This window comes from Flavobacterium salmonis, assembly GCF_903819435.1.
In the GTDB taxonomy this organism is placed as follows: Bacteria; Bacteroidota; Bacteroidia; order Flavobacteriales; family Flavobacteriaceae; genus Flavobacterium; species Flavobacterium chungangense.
Genome location: NZ_CAIJDP010000060.1, coordinates 238,595 through 263,577, shown reverse-complemented (window position 1 = coordinate 263,577; position 24,983 = coordinate 238,595). Strand labels below are relative to the sequence as shown.

Genomic DNA, 24,983 nt, shown 5'->3' with positions numbered 1-24,983 from the left:
CTCGAAATTTGATTTTAAGTGGTAATTGTATTAAAGTTTAGTTATTGTTTAAAAGAGAATGATCTGATTGAGAATTTATCTGCTTTTATTTTAATGGAATGGTAAAAAATGAAATTTATAGTATAATATTTACTAAATATATTAATTACCTATTATTGCCAAATCCTACTACAAGACCCAAAGCAGCTATTAAATTGCCATCCTTAGTTGTTGTTCCATCGTAATTACGTCCAAAAGAAAATGTTAGTTTCTGATTTTTTAATATGGCATAATCTGCGTTTGCTATAAATCTCCAGGAAGAATTAATAGAATCCTGTGACAAGGCACTTCGGTAGATTGCCTCGATACTGCAATTAAATTTAGACTGAGATTTTCCAAAAATATATCTAATTCCTGTATCAAGAGTAGAAATATTATCAATTTCATTAACCTGATTATCCAATGCGAAAATTTTATCAGGATTATACAGATATCTTATTAACCCTAATAAAGACCCGGTTTTTTCCCAAGTATATCCAAAAGTGGTCCATATTCCCGTATTGTAAACTTTTGAGTTATTAAAATTTTTGTTCCTGAATTCGGCACTGATACCGCCCGCAATATCCCACGTAAAGTTTACTCTGGCCAGTTGAAATTTGCCTGCCAATTCTTTTACCTTGGAATCTATTTTAGTAAATTGTTCTGCATCTTTATTATCATCCAGGAGAATTTCTATTTTTGCACCAATAACGGAGTCTAATTTGCTTGCTTTTTTTAGTAATAATTCACCAAGTAATAGATTATCCTTTGATTCATCTTTAGTATCGAATCCTGCAAAAATATTTTTTCTTGCTTGTTTCAGACTATCAATTTCCTGAGGAAGATTATCATATACCTTAGTTTGGTTTTTCTTCATCAGCGTAAGTTTTTCCTGCTGCAGTATTGCAATTTTCCTTAATTGACTTACCGTTGTACTGTCATAATTTCCCCGATAGATTGAAAATCGGAAACCCATGGCGCCGTATGTACTTTCAGGATTGAAATTATTCGAAACCGAGTCTGTGTTCTTAACTGCAAAAGATAATACCAAAGTCTGTTTTAAAACTTTTTTGCCATAAGAATTGCTAAGACCTTTAGTAGAAATATCTCCTAAACTATTTTTTTTGAACAGCCAGTACGGTGCAATATCAATAGCGTAGTTAGATGGTAATTGCGAAAATGAATTGGTCGCTGTTTGAAGGGATGTCATAAAAGCTGAAACATCTGTAGGTTTATCAATATCACTTTGTGAAAAACCTAATAAGTTTGAAGCCGGAGAAATAGGCGCCTTTAATAAATCAAATTCCTGACTGTTGTCTTTTTGCTGTGCCACCAGTATAAAATTGGTCAGCAAGATGGATACAAAAATAATTTTTAGGGCTATTTTCATGATCATGATTTTGAAGGATTAATAAACTCAATATTGCAATAATAATCTGCTGAATCTCCGTCACTATCAACCATTTTATATAAAGGATAGTTTCGGGTTAAGAAACCGCCGGACAACTTTATATTTAACGAAGTTACATTGGTTTCCTTAGAAGTATCAGTGATCGTTGCCTGTATTTTAAGACTTTTTCCGTGCAGCAATTTATTTTCCTGAATGGCTGTTTTAGGCAAATTGCCAATATGATTAGCAACAATGTCTTCTTTGTCTAAAGCAATACTCAAAGTTGAGGTCTGTCCCTGATCCCCAACGATTATTTCGATTGAAACTATTCGATTGGAATCATTAATTAAATAAAGCGTATCAAGCGTAGTTTTAGCAGCCATAATTTATGGAATTAAAGTTACAGTAAAAGTAAGTTTAAAATTACAATGTTGGATGAGGGCAAATATTGTTTTTTAACAAGTTATGAGTCAGTAGATTTTGATTTGTAAGGAATAAAAAAGCCTGCATAAACTTAAAGAGGTTTGCACAGTTTTTAGTGTAAAATCTTCGAAAAACCTTTAATTAATTAAAAATAATAAACCGGATACGCCGCTAATAATTGCGAAATAAAACCAAAACTGCAAATTAACTTTTATTCTTTCATTGCTTTTTTCAATATTCATTAAATAAATAGTTTGCTTTTCCAGCAATTCCCGATCATTAAAATCTTTTAAAGAACTTGTTGTCAATAATTTTTGTTGGTTCAAAAAATCTTTTTCTTTTTCAGTTGTTGAATACATATAGTTTTTTAAGTTAGTTAAAAAAACAAAAATCTGTAATTATAAATTTGAATCTTTACGTAAATCCATAATCTCCTAAAAAATTATTCCACAAAATAAACCCTAATCCCCAAGTATAAATACCCGTTCTCGTGTAAACACTAAAAACAAAAAAGCCCAACCATAAAAGTTGAGCTTTTCAAAAATTATCTAATTATCTAATTGGCAAATTGTTCAATAAAATCTGATATTTCCTTCCTACAGGAACAACTTCACCATTAAGCATAGTAATATTTTTAAAAGTGACAGCAGTAATTTTATTCACATTTACAATAAAAGAGCGATGTACTTGTAAAAAGTTAGAGCACTCAATTTCTGAAGCAATGTTGGAAAGTGAACCGTAAATGATAACAGGCGATTTAAGTCTGGTGCTGTAGAGTTTCATGTAGTTGCCCAGGCTTTCGATATAAATAATATCTTCGAGTGGCATGTCTGTCATTTGTCCGTTTATACGATAGGAGAATGTTTTTACGTTGGTATTGATTTCTTTTTTAAGGCTGTTTCCGGAAAAATAAGTTTTGGCTTTTTCTATGGCCTTGGCAAATTTTTCAGGCGAAATAGGTTTTAAAAGATAATCAATCGCATCATTTTGGTAAGCCGAAAGCGCAAAATCAGAATACGCAGTTGTAACAATAGTGAGTGGTCTGTTGGGTTGTAATTCCATTAATTCTACACCCGAAATAATAGGCATATTGATATCCAGAAAAATAATATCGTATTGATTGGCATTAAGCATTTTAATAGCCTCCATACCATTAAAAGCACTGCCGGAATGTTCCAGTTCATCAAATTTTGAGATATGCGAAATCAGTGCTTTGTGTGCAGGCGATTCGTCATCAATTATGAGACAGCGGTAGGTAATTGCCATATACTTAATTTTACAACAAACATATTTTTCTCTTTTTTACAGCTCAAATGGTGTTTTAAACCATATACTTTCAAACGCCTTTTAAGGTTTTCAATTCCAATTCCGGTGCCCGAAAGCCGTGATGATTCCAGATAATTGTTCTTTAAAGTAAAAGTCAAATTTCGACATTTTACCTTTAAGTCCAGTTTAATAAAAGGTTCTGTAGTTTCGGCAGAGAATTTTACGGCATTTTCTACCAGTGGCAAAAAGAACAATGGCGGAATCTCGGTCAGATCATAAACACCTTCGATGTTTTGGGTTACAGACAATCTTTCATTTCTAAAAGTGTAATATTCAATGTATTTTTTTATGAAAGCAATTTCTTCTTCAATTAAAACATAATCTTTTTTTGTCGCTTCAATCTGATACCGAAGCATATCCGAAAGGTTCAGGATTCGATCAGGAACTTTGTCCGGTTCTGCCAATGCTTCCCCGTAAAGATTATTCATGGCATTCAATAGAAAATGGGGATTCAATTGTTGTTTTAAAAACAAAAGCTCCGACTTAAAATTCATGATGTCTTTATCTGTCTGTGTGATTTTTTTAGTAATAAAGATGTGTACAAAATAGAAAAGAGTACCATTTATAATAAGTGACAATATTTGAAGGGTTTTTAAGTTTCCTAATCCGACTTCGGGGAAAAACCAGGTCATACAATAATAAAAACCTGTCCAGTAAACGACAAGAAGCGTAAAAAAAAGCTTGAACTTTTTACGGAATAAAAAAGGTTTGATAATAAAAAGATTAAAGCAGGTTATCCAGACAATGGTTGGAAAATAACCAACAGCAATTTTACTGAGGATATAAGTCCAGTCATGACCGTCAAGTTTTACTTCATCGTAGATACAAGCCAGAATAATCAGATATACGAGCGTATTTACGAAGAGATTGCGTAGAAAAAAGTTTTGATAAATTTTTGCAATTGTCATAACGGCAAAAATACTATAATAGTATAGTTTATAACTGTTTGTGATAGGTAAATTATACAAACGCCATTCGTATAAAACATACGCCACTGGTATAAAATTGTGATTGAAATCAGGATAACTAGATTATTTTTGATTCGGATTTAATATCATAAGACAGTTTTCATGAAATCAAAAATCATTTCGTTAATCGTTGTATTTACATCTTTGCAAACAATAGCCCAGGAAAAAGAACCTGATATGAAAACGTTTGGCAAAGTTATAATTGATAAGTTTCCCAGTACAAGAACTTTTGATATTCAATATGAGCAATTAGGACCATCAAATTACAATTCGGAATTATTAGGGAATAAATTTGAAAGAGGCAGAATTGAAAATCATAGCCGGTTTAAAGCAGCGTTTAATTTGCCTTTTTATGCTTCAAAATCCAAACAGTTTGTTTTGACGACTTCATTGCGGTATAAATATGAAAGTTATGATTTTGGAAAAATTTATAATTACAGTACAGATCAAACGTATACCCGTGACAATCGAAATACGCAATATTGGGCAGGAGGATTAAGCGCAACCTACATGTCTTCGCTCTTTCACAAACCGGTTATTTACAATGCTACTGCTACTGTTGATGGGAACGAAGATGATTTTCAGCGTCTAAAAGGTTTTGTTTCGGTAGTTTTGGTGCTTAAAAAAACACCTTCTACTACAATTACCGCAGGAGCTTTAGCATTATTAGATCCGTCATCGATAATTCCCGTTACGCCGCTTTTTTCGATGAATCATAAGTTTAAAAACTCAAAGTGGGATATGGATTTTATTTTGCCACAACGAATTTTGTTTAGAAGAGAATTGCTCGAAGACGGTAGAATTTCTTTTGGAACAGAATTAAATTCTGAAAACTTTTATCTCAATTTAGACACTGCCAATCTGAAAGGTGTCTATGAACTTAACCAGTTAGAGTTAAAATCCGGAATTACGTATGAATATAGTTTTTCGCCCAAAATAATAGCATTTGTAAAAGGAGGTGTTAATCATGTGTTGACCACCCGAATTACCGAAAAAGGGGAACGAACCAACCAATATGTTTATGATCAGAAAGAAGATACTCAGGGGTATTTTAGATTTGGAATTTCATATAATCTTTTTAATAAAAAACAGTAGTTCTTAGATTTATAATTTAAATTAATGATTATGGAAGTCGAAATTTTTAAAACAAATGTTCAGGAAGAGGCAGATAAAAATCATGTCATGACTGTTATCCAGACTCAGTTTCCTTCTTATAAAATCAATTTTGATTTAGAAGACTGCGATAAAATATTAAGGGTTGAAGGGGATGAACTGCAACCTGAAAATATTGTAGAATATGTAAATCATCTGGGATACGTTTGTGTTCCTTTAGAATAAAAAATATGATCAGCTTTATTTTTTCTTGTATTATGTTGTTGTTGGAGCAGTTATAAGTACAGAAGTTCCTTTTTGTAGAGAAAGGTTTTATTGATTTTATGCACATTATTTTTTTAAATTTGTGCCCTATGAAAAAAGCATTCCAACTCTTCGATTTTACTCAAAAAGTCAATTACAAAAATGAAATTTTAGCCGGTTTAACTGTAGCTATGACGATGATTCCGGAATCGTTGTCGTTTGCTATTTTGGCCGGATTTCCGCCTTTAGTTGGATTATATGCTGCTTTTATTGCTGGCCTGGTAACGGCAATATTTGGTGGAAGACCCGGAATGATTTCAGGTGGAGCAGGAGCGACAGTAATCGTTTTGATTGCTTTAATGAAATCGCACGGAATTGAATATGTTTTTGCAGCTGTAGCATTAGGAGGTGTTGTCCAGATCTGCATTGGACTTTTTAAACTCGGAAAATTCATTCGCTTAGTCCCTCAGCCTGTCATGTTTGGTTTTGTAAATGGTTTGGCGGTTGTGATTTTTATGTCGCAACTAGAACAGTTTAAAACAATTGTAAATGGTCAGGTTTCCTGGCTTCAGGGAACTCCTTTATATATTATGCTTGGTTTGGTTGCTTTAACAATTGCGATTGTTTTAATTTTTCCGAAGATTACAAAAGCAGTTCCGGCTTCTTTAGTAGCCATTATGGTAGTTTTTGCTTTGGTAATTGTTTTTAATATCGAAACCAAAACGGTTGAAGATATAGCATCAGTTCAGGGCGGATTTCCTCCGTTTCATATCCCTGATATTCCACTTTCTTTTGAAACTTTAAAAGTGATATTTCCGTATTCGGTAATTGTGTCGGCTGTTGGTTTGACAGAAGGTTTGCTTACGCTGAATTTAGTTGATGAAATTACCGGAACACGTGGAAATAGTAACAGAGAATGTATAGCTCAGGGAAGTTCGAACATCTTAAACGGTTTTTTCTACGGAATGGGAGGCTGCCCAATGATTGCGCAGACTTTAGTAAATCTTGGTGCAGGTTCCAGAGCAAGACTTTCCGGAATTATAGCTGCTTTGACCATTTTAATTATCATACTTTTTGGAGCTCCTATAATTGGAAAACTGCCAATGGCTGCTTTGGTTGGCGTTATGATTATGGTTGCCATTACAACTTTTGAATGGGCAAGTTTCAGGATTATAAACAAAATGCCAAAACATGATATTTTTGTTGGAATTCTGGTTGCTGTAATTACAATTGTATTGCACAATCTGGCTTTGGCAGTTTTAATAGGTGTTATTATTTCAGCTTTGGTTTTTGCCTGGGAAAGTGCCAAAAGAATTCGTGCACGTCATTTTATTGATGAAGCAGGAGTGAAGCATTATGAAATCTATGGACCGTTATTTTTCGGCTCAATAACTACTTTTCTTGAAAAATTTGATATTCAAAACGATCCGGATCATGTTATAATAGATTTTAAAGAAAGCCGTGTTGCAGATATGTCGGCAATTGAAGCTTTAAATAATCTGACAAAAAAATACAATCAGTTAAATAAACTAGTCGAACTACAACATTTAAGCGAAGACTGCAGTCAATTGCTGAAAAATGCCGATGCAGTTATTAATGTAAATGTAATTGAAGATCCTGCCTACAAAGTGGTTTCATCATAAAAACTAAGTTCTAATAATCATGAGGAAATTATGAATTTCCTCCAATATGAATTTTTTTGACTTCTGAAATTAATTGTCCTTCTTCAGAAAATCCTTCAATTAAGACCTGAATTTCTTTTTGATTGTTTTTAGGAAATTTTATCTGATAGTCTAAGTGGTCGTCTTTTAAATCTATATCCGGAGACCAGTTTAAAGTGCCGAAATAATTAAACTCCTCCTGATTTTCAAATCTGCTATTTTTGTAATTAATGTTTTGAGCGAAACCCTTTGTTACTATGAACGTGGTAAACTTTGGCTTAAAATAATTACTTTTCTGTCCTTTTTTTATGTAAATTTTAATCGTACCATGCCCTACAGCTGAAACATCCGAACTGCCTGATTGATCAATATAAATTTCATCTATCTGATCTAAAGTAAGAGTTAACAATTGATTAAAATCAAAAGCTAAAATGTCATCAATATATACTGATGGAGAACTTGCTGAATCGCCCAAATATGCTCCTCTTGAGTTGCGAACATATACAGTATTATCATTTGGGTTGATGCCGGTATCGTATCCGTTTGATGTCAGGAAGCTCAAAACGGTTCTGTATTCTCCTTCTTTAATTTTAAAGGCTTTAGCAACAGGACTCATGCTGTTTTTGTGCGTTAAAATCTCTTTTTTGAAATTGTTTTTTATTGCGATTCCTTCCAGTTCAATAGCCTTGTCTTCTGGCTTTGGCGGAGCGAAATTAAAAACATTATCTGTAGTTTTTAATGCAGGGCAAGTAATTTTTTCGAATGAAGGTCCTAAAATAAATCGGGGTTCGTCTCTGGAAACTCGGGCTTCTATCTTAGTAAATATTGTAGAATTTTTCTCATTTATCATTTGTACAGCTAATACCGTAGAATCCTGCGCATAAAAATGTTCAAACTTAAAATCATTATGCTCATCTATACTAGCTTCATCAAATAAATTATCTTTTAAGGATATAAGAGAAATTTTGTTCTTTGAATTGGGTTTTAGTTCTTTCTCTACTTTACCGCTCACAGTAACCCCTTTTTCAAATTGATAATTCATTTTTGGCGGATCAGATTTAATATTTTCCCAGAGAAATTTGCCCTTATTTTGATTAAGCATTAAGAGTTCCAGGTCTTGTTTTCGATTCTTGTTGTCCGGATCATAATAAGGATACGTATTTGTTTCGGGTTTTTCTAAATACGCATTCAGGTAAAAGGTACCTGAAATTGATTTTTTTTGATTCATACAAACACTCTTTTCAGGAAGTATGCTGATACTTAAATGAGCCTTATTGACTTCTGTCTTTCCGGATAAAATAATACTGTCATTTGATGTTGCTTTTGCTTCCAGAGTTGTTATGGGAGTAATATCATTCTCGATGTACACAAGTCGCTCAGTAACTTCATTCAAATCTTCATCCAGTACTCTAATGGTGTTTACTCCATTTGATAAATTTTTTTTATCAAAAAAGCAAGGCTGTTCTGTTTTATTATTATTGAAAGTAATTTCTTGTTGCATAAAATTGCCATCTTGTTCAATAAGCAAAATGAATTTTTTATTTTGGTATAACTGAAGACCTTTTTCATTGGTTTTAAGAACAACAAGCAAATTGTTTTTTGCCAGATTATTATTGTAACTCAAAATAATCCCGGTTTCAGCGATTTTGCCCAATGGCTGTGATATGTTTAATTTTTCAGAGTTTATTTTGAGCGTATATTTTTCTTTTAAATCCGCTTTTAAATAAAAAACGCCATTTCCCATTGAGTTGGTTTGAAAATGTGCAACCTCATTTGATTTAGAATCCAAAATAACTCCGTTTATTATTTCAAGGCCTTTCTTATTACAATCTTTAATTTTAATTCCAACTGTATTAATGATGCCGTCTATTATATTACCACCTTCCGGAAATAAACTTATTTCTGCCGTTTTCCAGTTAGGTTCATTAGCTTCAAAAACATAGGGATTGTTTTTACTTATAATTTCAACTGTTTGGTTAAAAGAATCATCTTCCTTAAAATTATTCATCCAGTTAGTATAAAAATGGAAGTTATATTTACCGGGTTTAAATTTCTCGTTCAAATGAATTCCGCCCTTAAAAGTGCCATTCTCTGTAAAAAGTAATTGCTGTTGAATTATTTGCTGCTGATCATTATAGACTACCAATTCAACGTTTGTAGTATTGTTGTTTGGAATATTGTTGTTTTTGCTGAATACATATCCTTTAAAAGCGATATCTTCATTGTTTATGTAAATATTTTTGTTGAATTGTACATGGATAATTTCCCTGTCATAATGAAAATAAGTATTGATATATTCCTTTATTTTTTCCGAATTATTAGCAGTTTGAGAAAAGGATTGCAAACAGAATAACAAACTAAAAAATCTGGGAAATAGTTTCATACAAAGAAATGTTTAAGCTAAATTATATGTTGAATAAATCAGCACATAAATTTAATTGCAATAACAATCTGTTGTAGTTAACGCATTCTTAATGTTTTGTTTAAAACATCAAAATTTTTATCATGATAAGATTAAAAAATAAAAGCTAAAAAAAATCCGTTTACCAAAAGTAAACGGATTTATATATAGTTGGAAAGGGTTCTTACATCATTCCCGGCATTCCGCCACCCATTGGCATTCCACCACCGTTTTCTTCTTTAATATCAATTAATGCACATTCTGTAGTAAGGATCATTCCGGCAACAGAAGCAGCATTTTCTAATGCCACACGAGTTACTTTTTTAGGATCTATAATTCCTGCTTTAAGCATGTCTACGTATTCGTCAGTTTTGGCATTGTATCCAAAATCACCAGAACCTTCACCAACTTTTGCCACAACTACAGAGCCCTCAAGACCTGCATTTTCAACAATAGTTCTCAATGGAGATTCAACTGCACGAGAAACAATCTGAATTCCTGTTGCCTCATCAGCGTTATCGGCTTTAAGGTCTGCCAAAGCAGCTTTTGCTCTTAATAAAGCAACACCACCACCAGCAACAATTCCTTCTTCAACAGCAGCACGAGTCGCGTGTAAAGCGTCATCAACTCTGTCTTTTTTCTCTTTCATTTCAACTTCAGAAGCTGCACCAACATAAAGAACTGCAACACCTCCGGCTAATTTAGCCAAACGCTCTTGCAGTTTTTCTTTATCATAATCAGATGTAGTAGTTTCCATCTGACCTTTAATTTGGTTTACTCTGTTTTTGATTATATCAGCTTCACCAGCACCACTTACAATTGTAGTATTGTCTTTATCGATAGAAACTCTTTTTGCAGTTCCTAGCATTTCGATAGTTGTATTTTCAAGAGTATAACCTCTTTCTTCAGAAATTACAGTTCCGCCGGTTAAAATTGCGATATCTTCTAACATTGCTTTTCTTCTGTCTCCAAAACCTGGAGCTTTTACAGCAGCAATTTTAAGAGCACCTCTTAATTTATTTACTACAAGGGTAGAAAGAGCTTCTCCGTCAACATCTTCAGCAATAATCAATAATGGTTTCCCTGATTGGGCAACTGGCTCTAAAACGGGAAGTAATTCTTTTAAAGAAGATACTTTTTTGTCGTATAATAAGATGTATGGAGAGTCTAATTCAACTTCCATTTTCTCAGGGTTTGTTACGAAATAAGGAGAAAGATATCCTCTGTCAAACTGCATTCCTTCCACAACATCCACAAAAGTATCAGTTCCTTTAGCTTCTTCAACAGTGATAACACCTTCTTTACCCACTTTTGCAAAAGCAGTAGCGATTAGTTCCCCAATTACTTCGTCATTGTTTGCAGAGATAGAAGCAATTTGTTTGATTTTATCAGAATCGCTTCCAACCACTTTAGCTTGTTTTGCTAAGTCAGCAACGATAGCTTCAACAGCTTTATCAATACCACGCTTCAAATCCATTGGATTTGCACCTGCAGCAACGTTTTTCAAACCTTCTTTTACGATAGCCTGAGCTAAAACTGTAGCAGTTGTAGTTCCGTCACCCGCTAAATCATTGGTTTTAGAAGCAACTTCTTTAACCATTTGCGCGCCCATGTTTTCTAATGGGTCTTTTAATTCGATTTCTTTTGCAACCGAAACACCATCTTTAGTAACAGTTGGTCCACCAAATGATTTTCCGATAATTACGTTACGACCTTTTGGTCCAAGGGTTACTTTTACAGCATTTGCTAATGCATCAACACCACGTTTTAAACCGTCACGTGCTTCAATATCAAATTTTATATCTTTTGCCATTTTTTAATTTTGTTTAAAGTTTGTTTGTTTCAAGTTTGAAATATCTTAATTCTTAATACTCAGAACTTAATACTTGTATTTTTTTTAGATTATCGCCAAGATATCATCCTCACGCATGATCAAATAATCAGTTCCTTCCAGTTTTAATTCTGTTCCGGCATATTTACCGTAAAGAACGGTGTCGCCAACTTTTACGGTCATAGTATGGTCTTTAGACCCGTTTCCTACTGCAACTACAGTTCCTTTTTGTGGTTTTTCTTTAGCAGTATCCGGAATAAAAATCCCTGAGGCAGTTTTGGTTTCGGCTGCAACTGGCTCGATAAGTACGCGATCTGAAAGCGGTTTAATGTTTAAGGCCATGATTTTATATTATTATAGTTATACGTTTTTTAATGTTCTATTTGACTTTCAGAAATTGTGCCATGCTCTTAAAACTGACATTTTTTCCTAAAAAAAATGCCAGCTTTGACAGGCTGGCATTTCATTTTTATATTTAAATTATTATTTAGCTGCCGGAGTTGCCGGAGCAGGAGTTTGTTGAGCTGGAGCAGCAGGAGTATTAGCTGCGGGTGCTTCAGTTTTTTCAATAATTTTAGAGTCTGTTCCCCCTGAAATACTTGGGAAGCTTAAACTTGAAAGCAAGATTAAAGCAATCAAAATAGTAGCAAGCGTCCAGGTACTTCTGTCTAAAAAGTCAGTCGTTTTTTGTACTCCGCCTAACATTTGAGTTCCACTAATTGTAGACGATAATCCGCCTCCTTTAGGGTTTTGAACCATAATTACTACGATCAATAGAAAACAAACTATTGTGATTAAAACTAAAAAAATTGAAAATGTACTCATTACTTAATTATTGTTATTGTTATTTTGTTGTAAAATCTTTATATCCGATATGCGGTCTGCAAAGAAAGTAATTTTTTCTGGATATTTCAAAATTAATATTTCATATGCCTGTATTGCCTTTGTATATTTTTTTTGTTCCAAATAAACTCTGGCTAACGTCTCTGTCATTAAATAAGAGTTATCTTCTTTATGTGAGTCAGGTTGTACTGCCGGAGTTATTGCGGTTTGTTTGATTGGTGAAATTTTCGGATTCGCTTCTATGAATTTATTTATTATTTCTGCTTTTTTCTTTTTCTCTTCGTCCATTATTTCATTTTCGACTATGTTTTCAACTTCAATTTCTGTTTTTACTGCTTCTTTTGGACCTTCATTTGTTCTGTCAATTGGTTCCGGTCTTGCTAATTGCAGCCATTCCTGAAAAGAATGCTTTTCGCTAACAGAAAAATCCAATGGTTTTCCAATTTCCAGATTTTCTTCGGCAATTTTTACTGATTCCGGAACTTTAGTTTCTGTAGGTTCTTCAACAGCTTCTTCAAAGACAACTGTTGATGCATCTTGTAATGAAGTATATACACATTCTTCAATTGATTCAACTCTTACTTCGGGAACTTCATCCTCTACAATTTCATCAAAAAAAGTTCGTGTTTGTTCCTTTATAACAGGTACTTCTTCAATAGCTGGAGTTACTTCTTTAAAAGAATCTAAAGTTGGTTGCTCAGTAATTGAGTCAGTTGGCTTTTCTTCAATTTTTAGAGGCTCTTCAAAAGTGGTGGTTGTTATTTCTTTAAAAGAATCTAAAGTTGGTCGCTCAGTAATTGAATCGATTGACTCTTCTTCAATTTTTAGAGGCTCTTCAAAAGTGGTGGTTGTTATTTCTTTAAAAGAATCTAAAATTGGTTGCTCGGTAATTGAGTCAATTGGCTTTTCTTTAATTTTTACAGGCTCTTCAAAAGTAATGTTTGTTACTTCTTTAAAAGAATCTAAAGTAGGTTGCTCAGTAATTGAGTCAATTGGTTTTTCTTTAATTTTTACAAGCTCTTCAAAAGTAACGTTTGTTACTTCTTTAAAAGAATCCAAAATCGATTGCTCAGTAATTGAATCAATTGGCTTTTCTTTAATTTTTACAGGCTCTTCAAAAGTAACGTTTGTTACTTCTTTAAAAGAATCTAAAATCGATTGTTCAGTAATTAAGTCAATTGGTTTTTCTTCAATTTTTGCAGCTTCTTCAAAAGTAACGTTTGGGATAGTTGTAGACTCTTTAATAGAATTTAAAATAGACTTCTCAATAGGATCAATGTGAACTTCTGTCAGTTTTTTCTTTTCTTCCGCTAAGACAATTTCACTGTCAAAAACCGTTATGTTTAAAAGATCTCTAAGTTGACGGTCATAATATTCGCCTTGAATAGTCGTAAAAGTTTCAGAAGTAATAAAATCAAATAAAACAGAGCGGTCGGTTGTGTGGGCTGCTGTAACTTTTAAGGCATAATTATACTTAAAGCTATTTTTATTATAAAGTCCTTTTAATCGCAATGCACGGGCACTTTGAAAATACGGAAATTCATACAGAACATTTTCCAATGCTTCAGTATGCTTTTCTGTGATGGCATCAGGCTTATTTATTAAGTATGTATAATTAGTTACATTCATTATTTTAACCTAGTTATTGTTGTTTAATTGTTAATAAAACCGATTAAGCAATTTTACCATTTAGCTAACGATTCATTAAAGATATCCTGGGTAATTCTTTCAAAAATATCTCTGATGGCTTCATTTAAGACTGATCCTACAAGTTGAGATTGCGCCGGATAGTCATGATAAAATTCGAATGTTTTTTCAAAATCATCAGTTTCTTTCTTTCTATTTGAAAAACGAACCATTACACGAATCGTTAAACGGTTTTGGGAAGCTGTTGCATCACCATTTGTAGTCACAGCACTTGCACTCATTGGAGTAATTCGGTAATCTGTAATTTCACCTTCATAAAGCAAATCACCATTTGAGCTTACTAAATTTAAATTAGTCTGATTCATGATTAAATCCTGTAAAGCCAATGTGAACTCTCTGTCGATTCCAGGTTCAATCAAATCAGCGTTATTCTGAAAAAAGTTTACCTGAAATGTTTTGCCTTCAATTGGAGAAGCGCCCGTAAAGTTATATTTTACAGTACAACCGCTCAGTGTTAAAAGACTGATTAGGGCTAATAGAGAATATATTTTTTTCATAAAGTTTTTAATGAAATTCTAATTTTGTTCAAATATACTAATTTGGAATTTGCAATTTAATTTTTGGAATTGATTAGTTTATAAGTCAAATTGTTTGATTTTTCGGTATAAAGTTCGCTCAGAAATACCTAATTCATCAGCCGCAGCTTTTCGCTTACCTTTGTTTTTTTCTAGTGATTTTTTGATCATTTCGATTTCTTTTTGTTCTAAACGTAAAATCTCTTCTTCTTCAATCGTTTCAGCGTCTAAATAGTTGTTGTCGTCTGGTATATGATAATTATCTTCATGCGCTGCCGGCGTCATAACCGCTGTCCTTGGTTCTTCTTCAAAATCTATTTCACTGTCGTTTTCCTGTGAGCCATAAATTTTCTGAATTAAATTTGGATTGATGTCCTGAACTTTTGAAGACCCATTTTTCATTAATTCTAAAGTGAGTTTTTTTAAATCATTTAAATCACTTTTCATATCAAAAAGCACTTTATACAAAATGTCTCTTTCGGTACTAAAGTCACTTTCTTTTTTACTGTCGTTAATTACAGAAGGCAGATTGCTGCCTTCAGCAGGCAAATAAGATTTTAAGGTTGCAAGTGTAATATCGCGATTGGTTTCTAAAACCGAAATCTGTTCAGCAACATTTCGAAGCTGACGAATATTTCCGCTCCATCTGAATTTTTGCAAAAGCTGTACAGCATCATCACCTAATCGTAATGGAGGCATTTTATATTTGTGTGCAAAATCGGCAACAAATTTCCTGAACAATAAATGAATGTCGTCGTTTCTTTCTCTTAAAGGAGGTAAAGTAATTTCTACTGTGCTTAAACGATAGTACAAATCTTCACGAAATTTTCCTTTTTCGATTGCGTTAAATAGATTTACATTGGTGGCTGCAACAATTCTCACATTCGTTTTCTGAACTTGTGAAGAACCTACTTTTATAAATTCGCCATTTTCAAGTACACGAAGTAAACGAACCTGAGTTGTCAGAGGCAATTCGCCAACTTCATCAAGAAAAATGGTCCCGCCGTTGGCTACTTCAAAATAACCTTCACGTGTACTTGTAGCACCTGTAAAAGCTCCTTTTTCATGCCCGAAAAGTTCACTGTCAATTGTTCCTTCCGGAATAGCGCCACAGTTTACAGCAATATATTTACCATGTTTTCTGTGAGAAAGCGAATGAATTATTCTTGGAATATTTTCTTTACCAACACCACTTTCTCCGGTTACCATTACCGAAATATCAGTAGGTGCAACCTGAATGGCTTTTTCAATGGCGCGATTTAATTTTGGGTCATTCCCAATAATCTCAAATCGTTGTTTTATTGCTTGAACTGTTTCCATTTTTTTGTTTCAAGTTTTATTAGTTTCAAGCTTCAAGTTCTTTGCAGACTTAAATCTTATTTTTTTAAACTTTTTTTTATATCGATTGAATTAAAAAGATGTTTTAATTCATTGTATTGATTGTCTTTTAAATCTTCTTTGATAATAGGTAAAGCAGAGGTTTTATTTAGATAGATCAAAAACCATTTATCGGTTTCTTTGATTTGAAAAGATTCTTTCCAAAGATTTAACATTTTAAAACTTTCGCCCTCTTGTGTGAACGTCTCTCTATTGAAAGTTATTTTTTGGAGCTCTAAGTTTTTTTTGTTTTTAAGAATGTTTTTTTTAATACTGGAAATAGTCAGAAAATAAATGGCTAACCAAACTATAATAACTATTCCGAAAGGAATAAAATCCAGAAAATTCCACTCTAAATTAGTTTCAGATTGCGTGGTTGATAAAATAGCATTTTGTATAATAACAAAAAAGAAAATAAACATAATCCACTTTACAAACCCCATCCTGAAAAGCAGGTATTTAGAAACTTTAACCAATGTATCTACGTTAGGCTTGTATTCAATAATAATTTCTTTTTCCATTCTTAATTTATAACTTAAAATTATTAATTCATTTCAGAATACCCAACCGCTTCACCTTTCAAAGTTCCACTAGTACAACTTGTGATTTTTACGTTTACGAAATCCCCAATTTTGTAATTTTCTTTAGGGAAAACAACTGTAATGCTTTGAGAATTTCTTCCTGAGAATTCTTCTTTAGATTTCTTAGAAACTTTTTCTACTAACACTTCAACAGTTTTACCTACGAATTCTTCGCTTCTAAACCAGGCGTGTTTTTGTTGTAAATCAACAATTTCCTGTAATCTTCTTGCTTTGGTTTCTTCCTCAACATCATCTTTCATTTTTCTTCCCGCAAGAGTTCCGGGACGTTCAGAATACGAGTACATATACCCAAAGTTATATTTTACATATTCCATCAAACTCATAGTGTCTTGGTGATCTTCTTCGGTTTCTGTTGGGAAACCGGCAATCATATCTTGTGAGATTGAAGCATCGGGAACAATCGCTCTAATTTTATCAATCAGTGCCATATATTCCTCGCGAGAATGCAAACGATTCATTTCTTTTAAAATTCTGTTGCTTCCTGACTGAACTGGTAGGTGAATATGTTTACAGATATTTGGATATTTTGCAATAACGTGCAAAATACTCTCATGCATATCCTGCGGATTAGAAGTCGAAAAACGAATACGCATTTTTGGGAAACCGACAGCAACCATTTCAAGCAACTGGTCAAAATCTACCGCAGTCGCTTTTTGCATTTCAGAAGCATTTACAAAATCCTTTTTTAAACCACCACCATACCAAAGGTAACTGTCAACATTTTGTCCAAGAAGTGTAATTTCTTTAAAGCCTTTACTCCACAAATCCTGAATTTCAGTCATAATACTTTGCGGTTCACGACTGCGCTCGCGTCCGCGTGTAAAAGGAACAACACAAAAGGTACACATATTATCACAACCACGGGTAATTGAAACCAAAGCTGTAATTCCGTTACTCATCAAACGAACAGGCGAGATATCTCCGTACGTTTCTTCTTTTGATAAAATTACATTAATGGCGTCACGTCCTTCTTCAACTTCTGCTAATAAATTCGGAAGATCTTTGTAGGCATCGGGACCAACAACAAGATCTACTATTTTTTCTTCTTCCAGAAACTGACTTTTCAACCGCTCGGCCATACATCCCAAAACGCCCACTTTCATTTTTGGATTAATACGTTTTACCGCATTGTATTTTTCAAGACGTTTACGGATAGTTTGTTCGGCTTTGTCGCGAATTGAGCAAGTGTTAACCAAAACAAGATCTGCTTCTTCTAAAACCGAAGTAGTGTTGTAACCACCGTCAGATAAAATCGAAGCTACGACTTCGCTGTCCGAAAAATTCATCGCACAACCGTAACTTTCTATAAATAGTTTTTTAGTATTCTCAGGCTTATTTTCTAAAACAAGACTTTCGCCCTGTTTGCTTTCTTCAATAATCTTTTCCATTGTAAAATTTCAAAGTGCAAAGATAACGCAAATACCATCAATATGACAAGATGTCAGATAAAGAATTAACAATGTTTTCAGAAGCGTTTGTCAATACTATTTTGCAAATACATTTTACAAATTGCATTTTATTTATAAGGAGCTATTTCCGGCTTTCCGTTTCAAGTCCTCATTAAAAAAGCAAAGTTTCTAATGTTTTAAAAAGAGCTTCCGCTGGTCGCTTTTTTAAAACGGGAACTTTTGCTTTTTTAACTCCGGGCTTTACACTTCAATCCGGGCTATGGCATTCGGTTTCGGAAGAAATATGTGTTTGAAATTAAGTAATTTGGAAATACTTATAAGAGGCTGTATCTTTGTGAATTAACATAAAATCACGTACAAATGAATGAAAATGTATTAAGAAAAGAGAGAGAAAATGTGTTTAAAATTAATCACTATTATTATTTAGTAGATCGTTGTTATAGTGGAATTGGGAAAAAATATATTCCTGTTAGGCTTCTTAAGCGAAATAATACATTATTAACTTTTCTAAATTTATTAGATGGCGACGAATTTGAAATATCTGAAAATAATTTTTATATTCTTAAACATAGAAATTTAAATCTTTCAGAAGCATTAGCATATAAAATCGGAAAGTATAAGCCGCTAAAGAAAAATCTATTTAAAAATTTAAAGGAACCTTTATATATGATTAATTACGATAACGAAAGTAGTTATATTATACATGTCGTTTGTTCCCGTAAGAATGAGTTTTCTAATGAATTTATACACAAGAAATTTTTCTTAGAAAAAAAAAGAATTGATTTAGATAGCATAACCACTTTGGAGGACTTGGAGAATGAAAGTGAAGAGTTTAAATATGTAGAATGTTTATTTGAAATGTTTAATAAAGATTTTGAAAATACAGATAAATTTGTCTTGGAAGCTTTTCAAAAAGAAAAATAAAAGTATTTAGGAATAATAAGTACATTTCTCGGTCATGAACTCTTAAAAACCATACCTATATATATAATCAATCTGTTTATAGACAAATCTGCAATTTTTAGAATCATATTGTCAAAATACTTCAAAAATGAATTATCAGGGTTGATATTTAAAAAAAACTTCTACTTTTGTTGCAGAAAAATAGACTATGGCAAAGAATTTAGTAATAGTGGAGTCACCTGCAAAAGCGAAAACAATCGAGAAATTTCTCGGTAGCGATTTTCAGGTGGAGTCAAGTTATGGACACATAGCGGACTTGCCTTCCAAGGAAATAGGAGTAGATGTAGAAAATGGTTTTAAACCTAAATACGAAGTTTCTTCTGATAAAAAAGCCTTAGTAAGCAAGCTTAAAACACTATCTAAAAATGCCGAAATGGTTTGGTTGGCAAGTGATGAGGACCGCGAAGGAGAAGCTATTTCATGGCACTTGGCGGAAGAATTAAAACTAGATACTAAGAAAACCAAAAGAATTGTTTTTCACGAAATTACCAAAAGTGCAATTCTTAAAGCGATCGATAATCCAAGAGAAATTGATTATAATTTAGTAAACGCCCAGCAGGCACGCCGTGTTTTAGATCGTTTGGTAGGTTACGAATTGTCTCCAGTTTTGTGGAGAAAAATTAAAGGAGGACTTTCTGCCGGACGTGTGCAATCTGTTTCTGTGCGTTTGATTGTAGAGAGAGAACGCGAAATTCAAAGTTTTAATGCAGTTGCCAGTTATTCAGTTGTAGCAGAATTTGTAAACGAAGCAGGAAAAGCTTTCAAAGCCAAATTGCCAAAAAATTTCAATACAAAAAAAGAAGCCGAAGATTTTTTAAACAAAAACATCGGGTCAAAATATAAGGTAGCCGATTTAGAAACTAAACCTACCAAAAAATCTCCAACAGCACCATTTACAACTTCGACACTTCAACAGGAAGCAGCGAGAAAATTGTATTTGCCAGTAGGAATCACCATGCAGCTTGCACAGCGTTTGTATGAGGCCGGACTTATTACTTATATGAGAACGGATAGTGTGAACCTTTCAAAAGATGCAATGGATGCTGCTGAAGCTGAAATCATAAAATCATACGGGAAAGAGTTTTCAAAACCGAGAACTTTCGCTAACAAAAGCAAAGGTGCACAAGAAGCGCACGAGGCAATTCGTCCGACAGATATGTCACGTCATACGGTAAACATAGATCGTGATCAGGCTCGTTTATATGATTTGATCTGGAAAAGAACATTGGCGTCTCAAATGAGTGATGCGCAATTAGAAAGAACAAACGTGAAAATTGAAGCTAATAATCATAGTGAAATCTTTACGGCTTCTGGAGAAGTTTTGCTTTTTGAAGGTTTTCTTAAAGTATATCTTGAAGGGCATGATGATGACGAGGAAGAACAAGAAGGAATGTTGCCAGCTTTAAAAGTGAATGAAAAATTAGCCAATAACTACATCACGGCAACAGAAAGATATTCAAGACCGCCGGCAAGATATACTGAGGCTTCTTTGGTTAAAAAGTTAGAAGAATTAGGAATCGGGCGCCCGTCTACATATGCACCAACTATTTCTACTATTATCAATAGAAATTATGTAGAAAAAGGAACTCTTGAAGGTCAGGAGCGTAATTATACACAACTTACTTTGCAGGCTGATAAAGTAGGAGAGAAATTGCTGAAAGAAAATACAGGTTCTGATAAAGGGAAGTTGGTTCCCACAGATATCGGAACAATTGTTACTGATTTCTTAGTTAAGAATTTCGGAAATATCCTTGATTATAATTTCACGGCAAAAGTAGAGCAGGATTTTGACGAAATTGCTGAAGGGAATATTGACTGGGCAACCATGATGCAGGAATTCTATGATAAGTTTCATCCAAATGTCAAAGATGTTGAAGCAAATGCGGAAAGAGAAAGCGGTGAAAGAATTCTGGGTAAAGATGCAGATGGAAGACAAGTATCTGTTCGTTTAGGAAAATTTGGTCCAATGGCTCAAATTGGAGAAGCAGATGATGAAGATAAGAAGTTTGCCAGTTTAATGGCGGATCAAAATATTGGAAATATTACTTTGGAAGAAGCTTTGAATTTATTTTTATTGCCTAAAAACTTAGGAGAGTATAAAGGAGAAGAAGTTGAGGTAAGTAATGGACGTTATGGGCCTTATGTACGTCATGGAAGTGTATTTATTTCGTTGCCAAGAGGTGAAGATCCACTAGCAGTTACAAAAGAAAGAGCTCAGGAATTAATAGATGAAAAAGCTCTTGCAGATGCACCTATTGCCGTTTATAAAGGAGAAGCAGTTCAAAAAGGTGTGGGGCGTTTTGGGCCGTTCATCAAATGGAATGGTCTTTTTGTAAATGTGAGTAAAAAATACAATTTTGATAATTTATCACAAACGGATGTTGAGGAATTGATTGAAGATAAATTACAGAAAAACATTGACAAAGTGCTTCATAATTGGGAAGACGAAGGAATTCTGGTTGAAAAAGCACGTTGGGGGCGTTCTGTTATAACAAAAGGTAAAATCAAAATTGAATTAAGTAAAGATGTTGATGCAACAAAATTAACATTGGCTCAGGTTCAGGAAATGATTGCTGCTAAAATACCTGCAAAAAAAGCAACAACAGCAAAGAAAGCTCCGGCTAAAAAAACAGCTGCTAAAAAGAAATAAAAATGGAATTTGATTTTCTGGAACCAGTTAGCGAAGGAGTTTTAAAATTCATTAGTTCTTTATCTTCTCAAGAATTAGGTAGTAAAATTGTTTTGCATACTCAGGATCAGTTTCCTGAGATTAGCAAGATTAATATAGCTATTGTTGGTGTTTTAGAAGATCGTAGAAATATTGATATTGTTAATGAAGTTAATCTTACAGCAGTTCGTAAAAAACTTTATAGCATGTTTCCTGGTAACTGGGATGCATCTATTGCTGACTTAGGAGATATTTTGGCAGGCGAGTCAGTAGATGATACTTATTTTGCACTAAAAAAAGTAACTTCAGCATTAATAAAAAATAAAGTGATTCCGATAGTTCTGGGAGGTTCACAGGATTTGACCTATGCTTTGTACCGTGCTTATGATGATTTGGAGCAAATGGTTAATATGGTTTCTGTGGATAACAGATTTGATTTTGGTAAAGAAGATGAAACGGTTTCGTCTAATTCTTACCTGACAAAAATCATAATTGATGAGCCTAATAATCTTTTTAACTATTGTAATATTGGTTATCAAACCTATTATAATTCTCAGGAAGAAATTGATTTGATCGAAAAGTTGTTTTTTGATGCTTATCGTTTAGGTGAAATTTCCAACAATATATCTTTAGCAGAACCAGTTTTTAGAGATGCGGATTTAGTTAGTATTGATTTGAATTCGGTAAAGTCTTCGGATTCTGGAAACACAGTTTCTTTTGAACCTAATGGTTTTAATGGGAAAGAGATTTGTTCCTTAGCGCGTTATGCGGGAATTAGTGATAAGGTTTCATCATTTGGAATTTTTAATCATAATAGTACTGTACATGAATCGGCTATGATTGCTCAAATAATTTGGTATTTTGTTGAGGGTTATCATTATCGTTCTAAAGAATATCCTTTTGGAAGCAGAACAAATTACTTAAAGTATATTGTTCCGCTTGAAAATGAAGAGTTGATTTTTTACAAAAGTGACAAGACAGACCGTTGGTGGATTGAAATCCCTTCCTTGTCAAATGGACACAATAAATTGAAAAGAAATACGTTGTTACCTTGTTCTTATGACGAGTATTTGTGTGCTTGTAATCAGGAACTGCCGGAAAGGTGGTGGAAAGCGCAACGAAAAAATGCTTTATAATCAGTTTTTTTGTTGAAAATCTTAATTTTTAGATTTTATGAATATTTTATTTTGTCTGTTTTAGTAAAAATCGAAGTGTAAAACATAAAATTTAACGTTTTATGGTGATTATTTCAAACACTTAATCATCAAAATATTTTTTTTTTATTTTTTTTAACATTAATTTTGACCGCTGAAATAAATATAGATATAGTATTGTTTTTTTAAAAAATAATAAATACGTTTACGACTTATAATAATGAATAGAAATCCCAAATTTATATGAAGAAGTTTATTGCATTTGCGACAATGTTAACACTAGTAATTGGCTGTGGTAAATCCGGTGATAAAGGCGAATTAGTTGGTGTGCAAGGAGGAAAATGGCATCCTGAAAAGCCTTATGGAATGACTTTGGTTCCAGGTGGATCTTTTATCATGGGTAAATCCGATGGTGATTTAGCTGCAGTAGAAGACGCTCCTACAAAAACAGTAACGGTTCGTTCATTTTATATGGATGAAACAGAAATTACAAATTCCGAATACCGTCAGTTTGTCGAATGGGTAAAAGATTCTACAATGCGAGTACGTTTAGCTATTTTAGCAGACGAAACCGGACAAAAATCAGCAGCTGGTACAACGGGTAAAGGTAAAAATGCCGGTAGTATTGCAGATTATGCATTTAATGATTCAGAGCCGGATAAAATGACGGCTTATGATAAATATATGTACGATAATTATTATAGTGTAGGAACAAAAGATGATCCTTATGCTGGTAGAAAATTAAATAAGAAGGTTAAGTTAATAAGAGATACAAAAGCTTATCCGGATGAGTATTATACTGAGGTAATGGATTCTATGTATTTGCCAATTGAAGAATCATATAATGGTTTAAGAACAATTGATGTAAATAAATTGAAATTCCGTTATTCATGGATGGATATTCAGGCTGCTGCTAAAGCTAAAGTTGGTAAGAGAAAAGATTTCGTGAAAACTGAAGAAGTGCCAATTTATCCTGATACAGCTGTTTGGATTAAAGATTTCGCTTATTCATACAATGAGCCAATGCATAATGATTATTTCTGGCATAAAGCATATGGAGATTACCCTGTAGTTGGTGTAACTTGGAAACAAGCTAAAGCTTTCTGTGCATGGAGAACTTTAAATAAAAACAGTTACATTAAATCAAAGAAAAAAGGACGTGACTTAGTTAATGCTTTCAGGTTGCCAACAGAGGCAGAATGGGAGTATGCGGCAAGAGGAGGTTTAGAATCTGCAACTTATCCTTGGGGTGGTCCATATACCAGAAGTGATAGAGGATGTTTCTTAGCTAACTTCAAGCCAAGCAGAGGTGATTATGCTGCTGATGAAGCTTTGTATACAGTTGAGGCTAAATCATATGAAATGAATGGTTATGGTTTGTATAATATGGCGGGGAATGTTTCGGAGTGGACAGATTCAGCTTACAATCCAAATGCATATGAGTATGTTTCTACAATGAATCCAAACGTGATTGATGGAAACAATCAAAGAAAAGTTGTTCGTGGAGGTTCCTGGAAAGATGTTGCTTACTTTTTACAAGTAGGAACTCGTGACCATGAATATGCAGATTCTGCAAGAAGTTATATCGGTTTCAGAACCGTTCAGGATTATATGGGGACTCAAGTTACCGGAAGTAAAAAGTAAATTAAATTCAATTCAATAACCAAATCTATTTAAAACCTAAAAAAAGAGTATTATTATGGCATTATTAAGTAAAAAAGCAATGAATTTCGCTTATGGTATGGGAGCGGCAGTAGTAATTATTGGAGCATTATTCAAAATTACTCACTTTGAGATTGGACCTTTAACAGGTACATTGATGCTTTCAGTAGGATTAGTAACAGAGGCGTTAATTTTTGCACTATCGGCTTTCGAACCTGTAGAAGATGAATTAGACTGGACTCTTGTGTATCCTGAATTGGCAAATGGTCAGGCTAAAAAGAAAGCTGATAAAGTTGAAACACCATCTGATGCCCAAGGATTGTTGTCTCAAAAATTAGATGTAATGCTTAAAGAAGCTAAAATTGACGGAGAATTAATGTCAAGTTTAGGAAACAGTATTAAGAATTTTGAAGGAGCTGCTAAAGCAATTTCTCCAACTGTAGATTCTATTGCGTCAACAAAAAAATACAGTGAAGAACTGTCTATGGCTGCTGCTCAAATGGAATCATTAAACAGTTTGTACAAAGTTCAATTAGAAAGTGCTGCAAGAAATGCTGATGCTAATAAAGAAATTGCTGAGAATGCATCTAAATTAAAAGAGCAAATGCAATCAATGACTGCGAATATTGCTTCTTTAAATAATGTTTATGGTGGGATGCTTTCTGCAATGAGTAACAAAGGATAATTAGTTTTTAACTATATATTAAAT

22 protein-coding genes are annotated in these 24,983 nt (G+C 33.4%); 8 read left to right on the top strand and 14 right to left on the bottom strand.

Going from position 1 to position 24,983, the window contains the following annotated elements; all coding sequences use genetic code 11:
• Window positions 1–145: 145 nt before the first annotated feature.
• The 5 genes from FLACHUCJ7_RS05850 to FLACHUCJ7_RS05830 form a co-directional block, all read right to left on the bottom strand.
• A complete protein-coding gene (locus FLACHUCJ7_RS05850; protein ID WP_180908262.1) occupies window positions 146–1,408 on the bottom strand; it encodes a hypothetical protein in 1,263 nt (420 codons plus the stop codon).
• Window positions 1,409–1,410: 2 nt separating this feature from the next.
• Complete coding sequence (locus tag FLACHUCJ7_RS05845; protein ID WP_180908261.1) at window positions 1,411–1,791, bottom strand: hypothetical protein; 381 nt, start codon at window positions 1,789–1,791, stop codon at window positions 1,411–1,413.
• Window positions 1,792–1,968: 177 nt separating this feature from the next.
• A complete protein-coding gene (locus tag FLACHUCJ7_RS05840; protein ID WP_078227426.1) occupies window positions 1,969–2,190 on the bottom strand; it encodes a hypothetical protein in 222 nt (73 codons plus the stop codon).
• Between the two features lie 193 nt (window positions 2,191–2,383).
• Complete coding sequence (locus FLACHUCJ7_RS05835) at window positions 2,384–3,097, bottom strand: LytR/AlgR family response regulator transcription factor (protein WP_078227427.1); 714 nt, start codon at window positions 3,095–3,097, stop codon at window positions 2,384–2,386.
• Window positions 3,070–4,152 (bottom strand): sensor histidine kinase, encoded by a 1,083-nt coding sequence (locus FLACHUCJ7_RS05830; protein ID WP_223255419.1) that lies wholly within the window; start codon window positions 4,150–4,152, stop codon window positions 3,070–3,072. Before FLACHUCJ7_RS05830 ends, FLACHUCJ7_RS05835 begins: the two co-directional genes overlap by 28 nt.
• A 75-nt stretch (window positions 4,153–4,227) precedes the next feature.
• Between FLACHUCJ7_RS05830 and FLACHUCJ7_RS05825 the strand changes: the two genes are divergently transcribed.
• From FLACHUCJ7_RS05825 to FLACHUCJ7_RS05815, 3 genes are all read left to right on the top strand, one after another.
• Window positions 4,228–5,220, top strand: coding sequence for a hypothetical protein (locus FLACHUCJ7_RS05825; RefSeq protein WP_180908260.1), 993 nt, complete (start codon window positions 4,228–4,230; stop codon window positions 5,218–5,220).
• A 30-nt stretch (window positions 5,221–5,250) separates the two neighbouring features.
• The gene (locus FLACHUCJ7_RS05820; RefSeq protein WP_078227430.1) at window positions 5,251–5,463 is read left to right on the top strand and encodes a hypothetical protein; all 213 of its coding nucleotides are present in this window, start codon (window positions 5,251–5,253) and stop codon (window positions 5,461–5,463) included.
• A 128-nt stretch (window positions 5,464–5,591) separates the two neighbouring features.
• The gene (locus FLACHUCJ7_RS05815; RefSeq protein ID WP_180908259.1) at window positions 5,592–7,124 is read left to right on the top strand and encodes a SulP family inorganic anion transporter; all 1,533 of its coding nucleotides are present in this window, start codon (window positions 5,592–5,594) and stop codon (window positions 7,122–7,124) included.
• A 28-nt stretch (window positions 7,125–7,152) separates the two neighbouring features.
• On the opposite strand, the gene FLACHUCJ7_RS05810 is transcribed toward FLACHUCJ7_RS05815, so the two are convergent.
• From FLACHUCJ7_RS05810 to miaB, 9 genes are all read right to left on the bottom strand, one after another.
• Window positions 7,153–9,525: a hypothetical protein gene (locus FLACHUCJ7_RS05810; RefSeq protein WP_180908258.1), complete on the bottom strand. Its 2,373-nt coding sequence runs from the start codon at window positions 9,523–9,525 to the stop codon at window positions 7,153–7,155.
• A 202-nt stretch (window positions 9,526–9,727) separates the two neighbouring features.
• Entirely contained in the window at window positions 9,728–11,356 is a 1,629-nt protein-coding gene (gene groL / locus FLACHUCJ7_RS05805) for a chaperonin GroEL (protein ID WP_031454632.1), read from the bottom strand.
• A gap of 84 nt (window positions 11,357–11,440) precedes the next feature.
• The gene (locus FLACHUCJ7_RS05800) at window positions 11,441–11,716 is read right to left on the bottom strand and encodes a co-chaperone GroES (protein WP_012023920.1); all 276 of its coding nucleotides are present in this window, start codon (window positions 11,714–11,716) and stop codon (window positions 11,441–11,443) included.
• 141 nt (window positions 11,717–11,857) lie between these two features.
• A complete protein-coding gene (gene secG, locus FLACHUCJ7_RS05795) occupies window positions 11,858–12,199 on the bottom strand; it encodes a preprotein translocase subunit SecG (protein ID WP_078227435.1) in 342 nt (113 codons plus the stop codon).
• 3 nt (window positions 12,200–12,202) lie between these two features.
• Window positions 12,203–13,846: a tetratricopeptide repeat protein gene (locus FLACHUCJ7_RS05790; RefSeq protein WP_180908257.1), complete on the bottom strand. Its 1,644-nt coding sequence runs from the start codon at window positions 13,844–13,846 to the stop codon at window positions 12,203–12,205.
• Between the two features lie 53 nt (window positions 13,847–13,899).
• Window positions 13,900–14,421: an LptE family protein gene (locus tag FLACHUCJ7_RS05785; RefSeq protein ID WP_031454636.1), complete on the bottom strand. Its 522-nt coding sequence runs from the start codon at window positions 14,419–14,421 to the stop codon at window positions 13,900–13,902.
• Between the two features lie 78 nt (window positions 14,422–14,499).
• Window positions 14,500–15,759: a sigma-54 interaction domain-containing protein gene (locus tag FLACHUCJ7_RS05780; protein ID WP_180908256.1), complete on the bottom strand. Its 1,260-nt coding sequence runs from the start codon at window positions 15,757–15,759 to the stop codon at window positions 14,500–14,502.
• Window positions 15,760–15,815: 56 nt separating this feature from the next.
• Window positions 15,816–16,337, bottom strand: coding sequence for a YcxB family protein (locus tag FLACHUCJ7_RS05775; RefSeq protein ID WP_078227438.1), 522 nt, complete (start codon window positions 16,335–16,337; stop codon window positions 15,816–15,818).
• A 23-nt stretch (window positions 16,338–16,360) separates the two neighbouring features.
• A complete protein-coding gene (gene miaB / locus FLACHUCJ7_RS05770) occupies window positions 16,361–17,806 on the bottom strand; it encodes a tRNA (N6-isopentenyl adenosine(37)-C2)-methylthiotransferase MiaB (RefSeq protein ID WP_078227439.1) in 1,446 nt (481 codons plus the stop codon).
• 381 nt (window positions 17,807–18,187) lie between these two features.
• Between miaB and FLACHUCJ7_RS05765 the strand changes: the two genes are divergently transcribed.
• The 5 genes from FLACHUCJ7_RS05765 to porL all read left to right on the top strand — a co-directional run bounded on the left by FLACHUCJ7_RS05765 (window position 18,188) and on the right by porL (window position 24,959).
• Entirely contained in the window at window positions 18,188–18,751 is a 564-nt protein-coding gene (locus tag FLACHUCJ7_RS05765) for a hypothetical protein (RefSeq protein WP_180908255.1), read from the top strand.
• A 187-nt stretch (window positions 18,752–18,938) separates the two neighbouring features.
• Window positions 18,939–21,440, top strand: coding sequence for a type I DNA topoisomerase (gene topA / locus FLACHUCJ7_RS05760; protein WP_180908254.1), 2,502 nt, complete (start codon window positions 18,939–18,941; stop codon window positions 21,438–21,440).
• A 2-nt stretch (window positions 21,441–21,442) separates the two neighbouring features.
• The gene (locus FLACHUCJ7_RS05755; RefSeq protein WP_078227442.1) at window positions 21,443–22,594 is read left to right on the top strand and encodes a formimidoylglutamase; all 1,152 of its coding nucleotides are present in this window, start codon (window positions 21,443–21,445) and stop codon (window positions 22,592–22,594) included.
• 261 nt (window positions 22,595–22,855) lie between these two features.
• The gene (porK, locus tag FLACHUCJ7_RS05750; RefSeq protein WP_180908253.1) at window positions 22,856–24,256 is read left to right on the top strand and encodes a T9SS ring complex lipoprotein PorK/GldK; all 1,401 of its coding nucleotides are present in this window, start codon (window positions 22,856–22,858) and stop codon (window positions 24,254–24,256) included.
• A gap of 55 nt (window positions 24,257–24,311) precedes the next feature.
• Window positions 24,312–24,959, top strand: a complete 648-nt coding sequence (gene porL, locus FLACHUCJ7_RS05745) for a type IX secretion system motor protein PorL/GldL (protein WP_031454644.1) — start codon at window positions 24,312–24,314, stop codon at window positions 24,957–24,959.
• The last annotated feature ends 24 nt before the right edge of the window (window positions 24,960–24,983 follow it).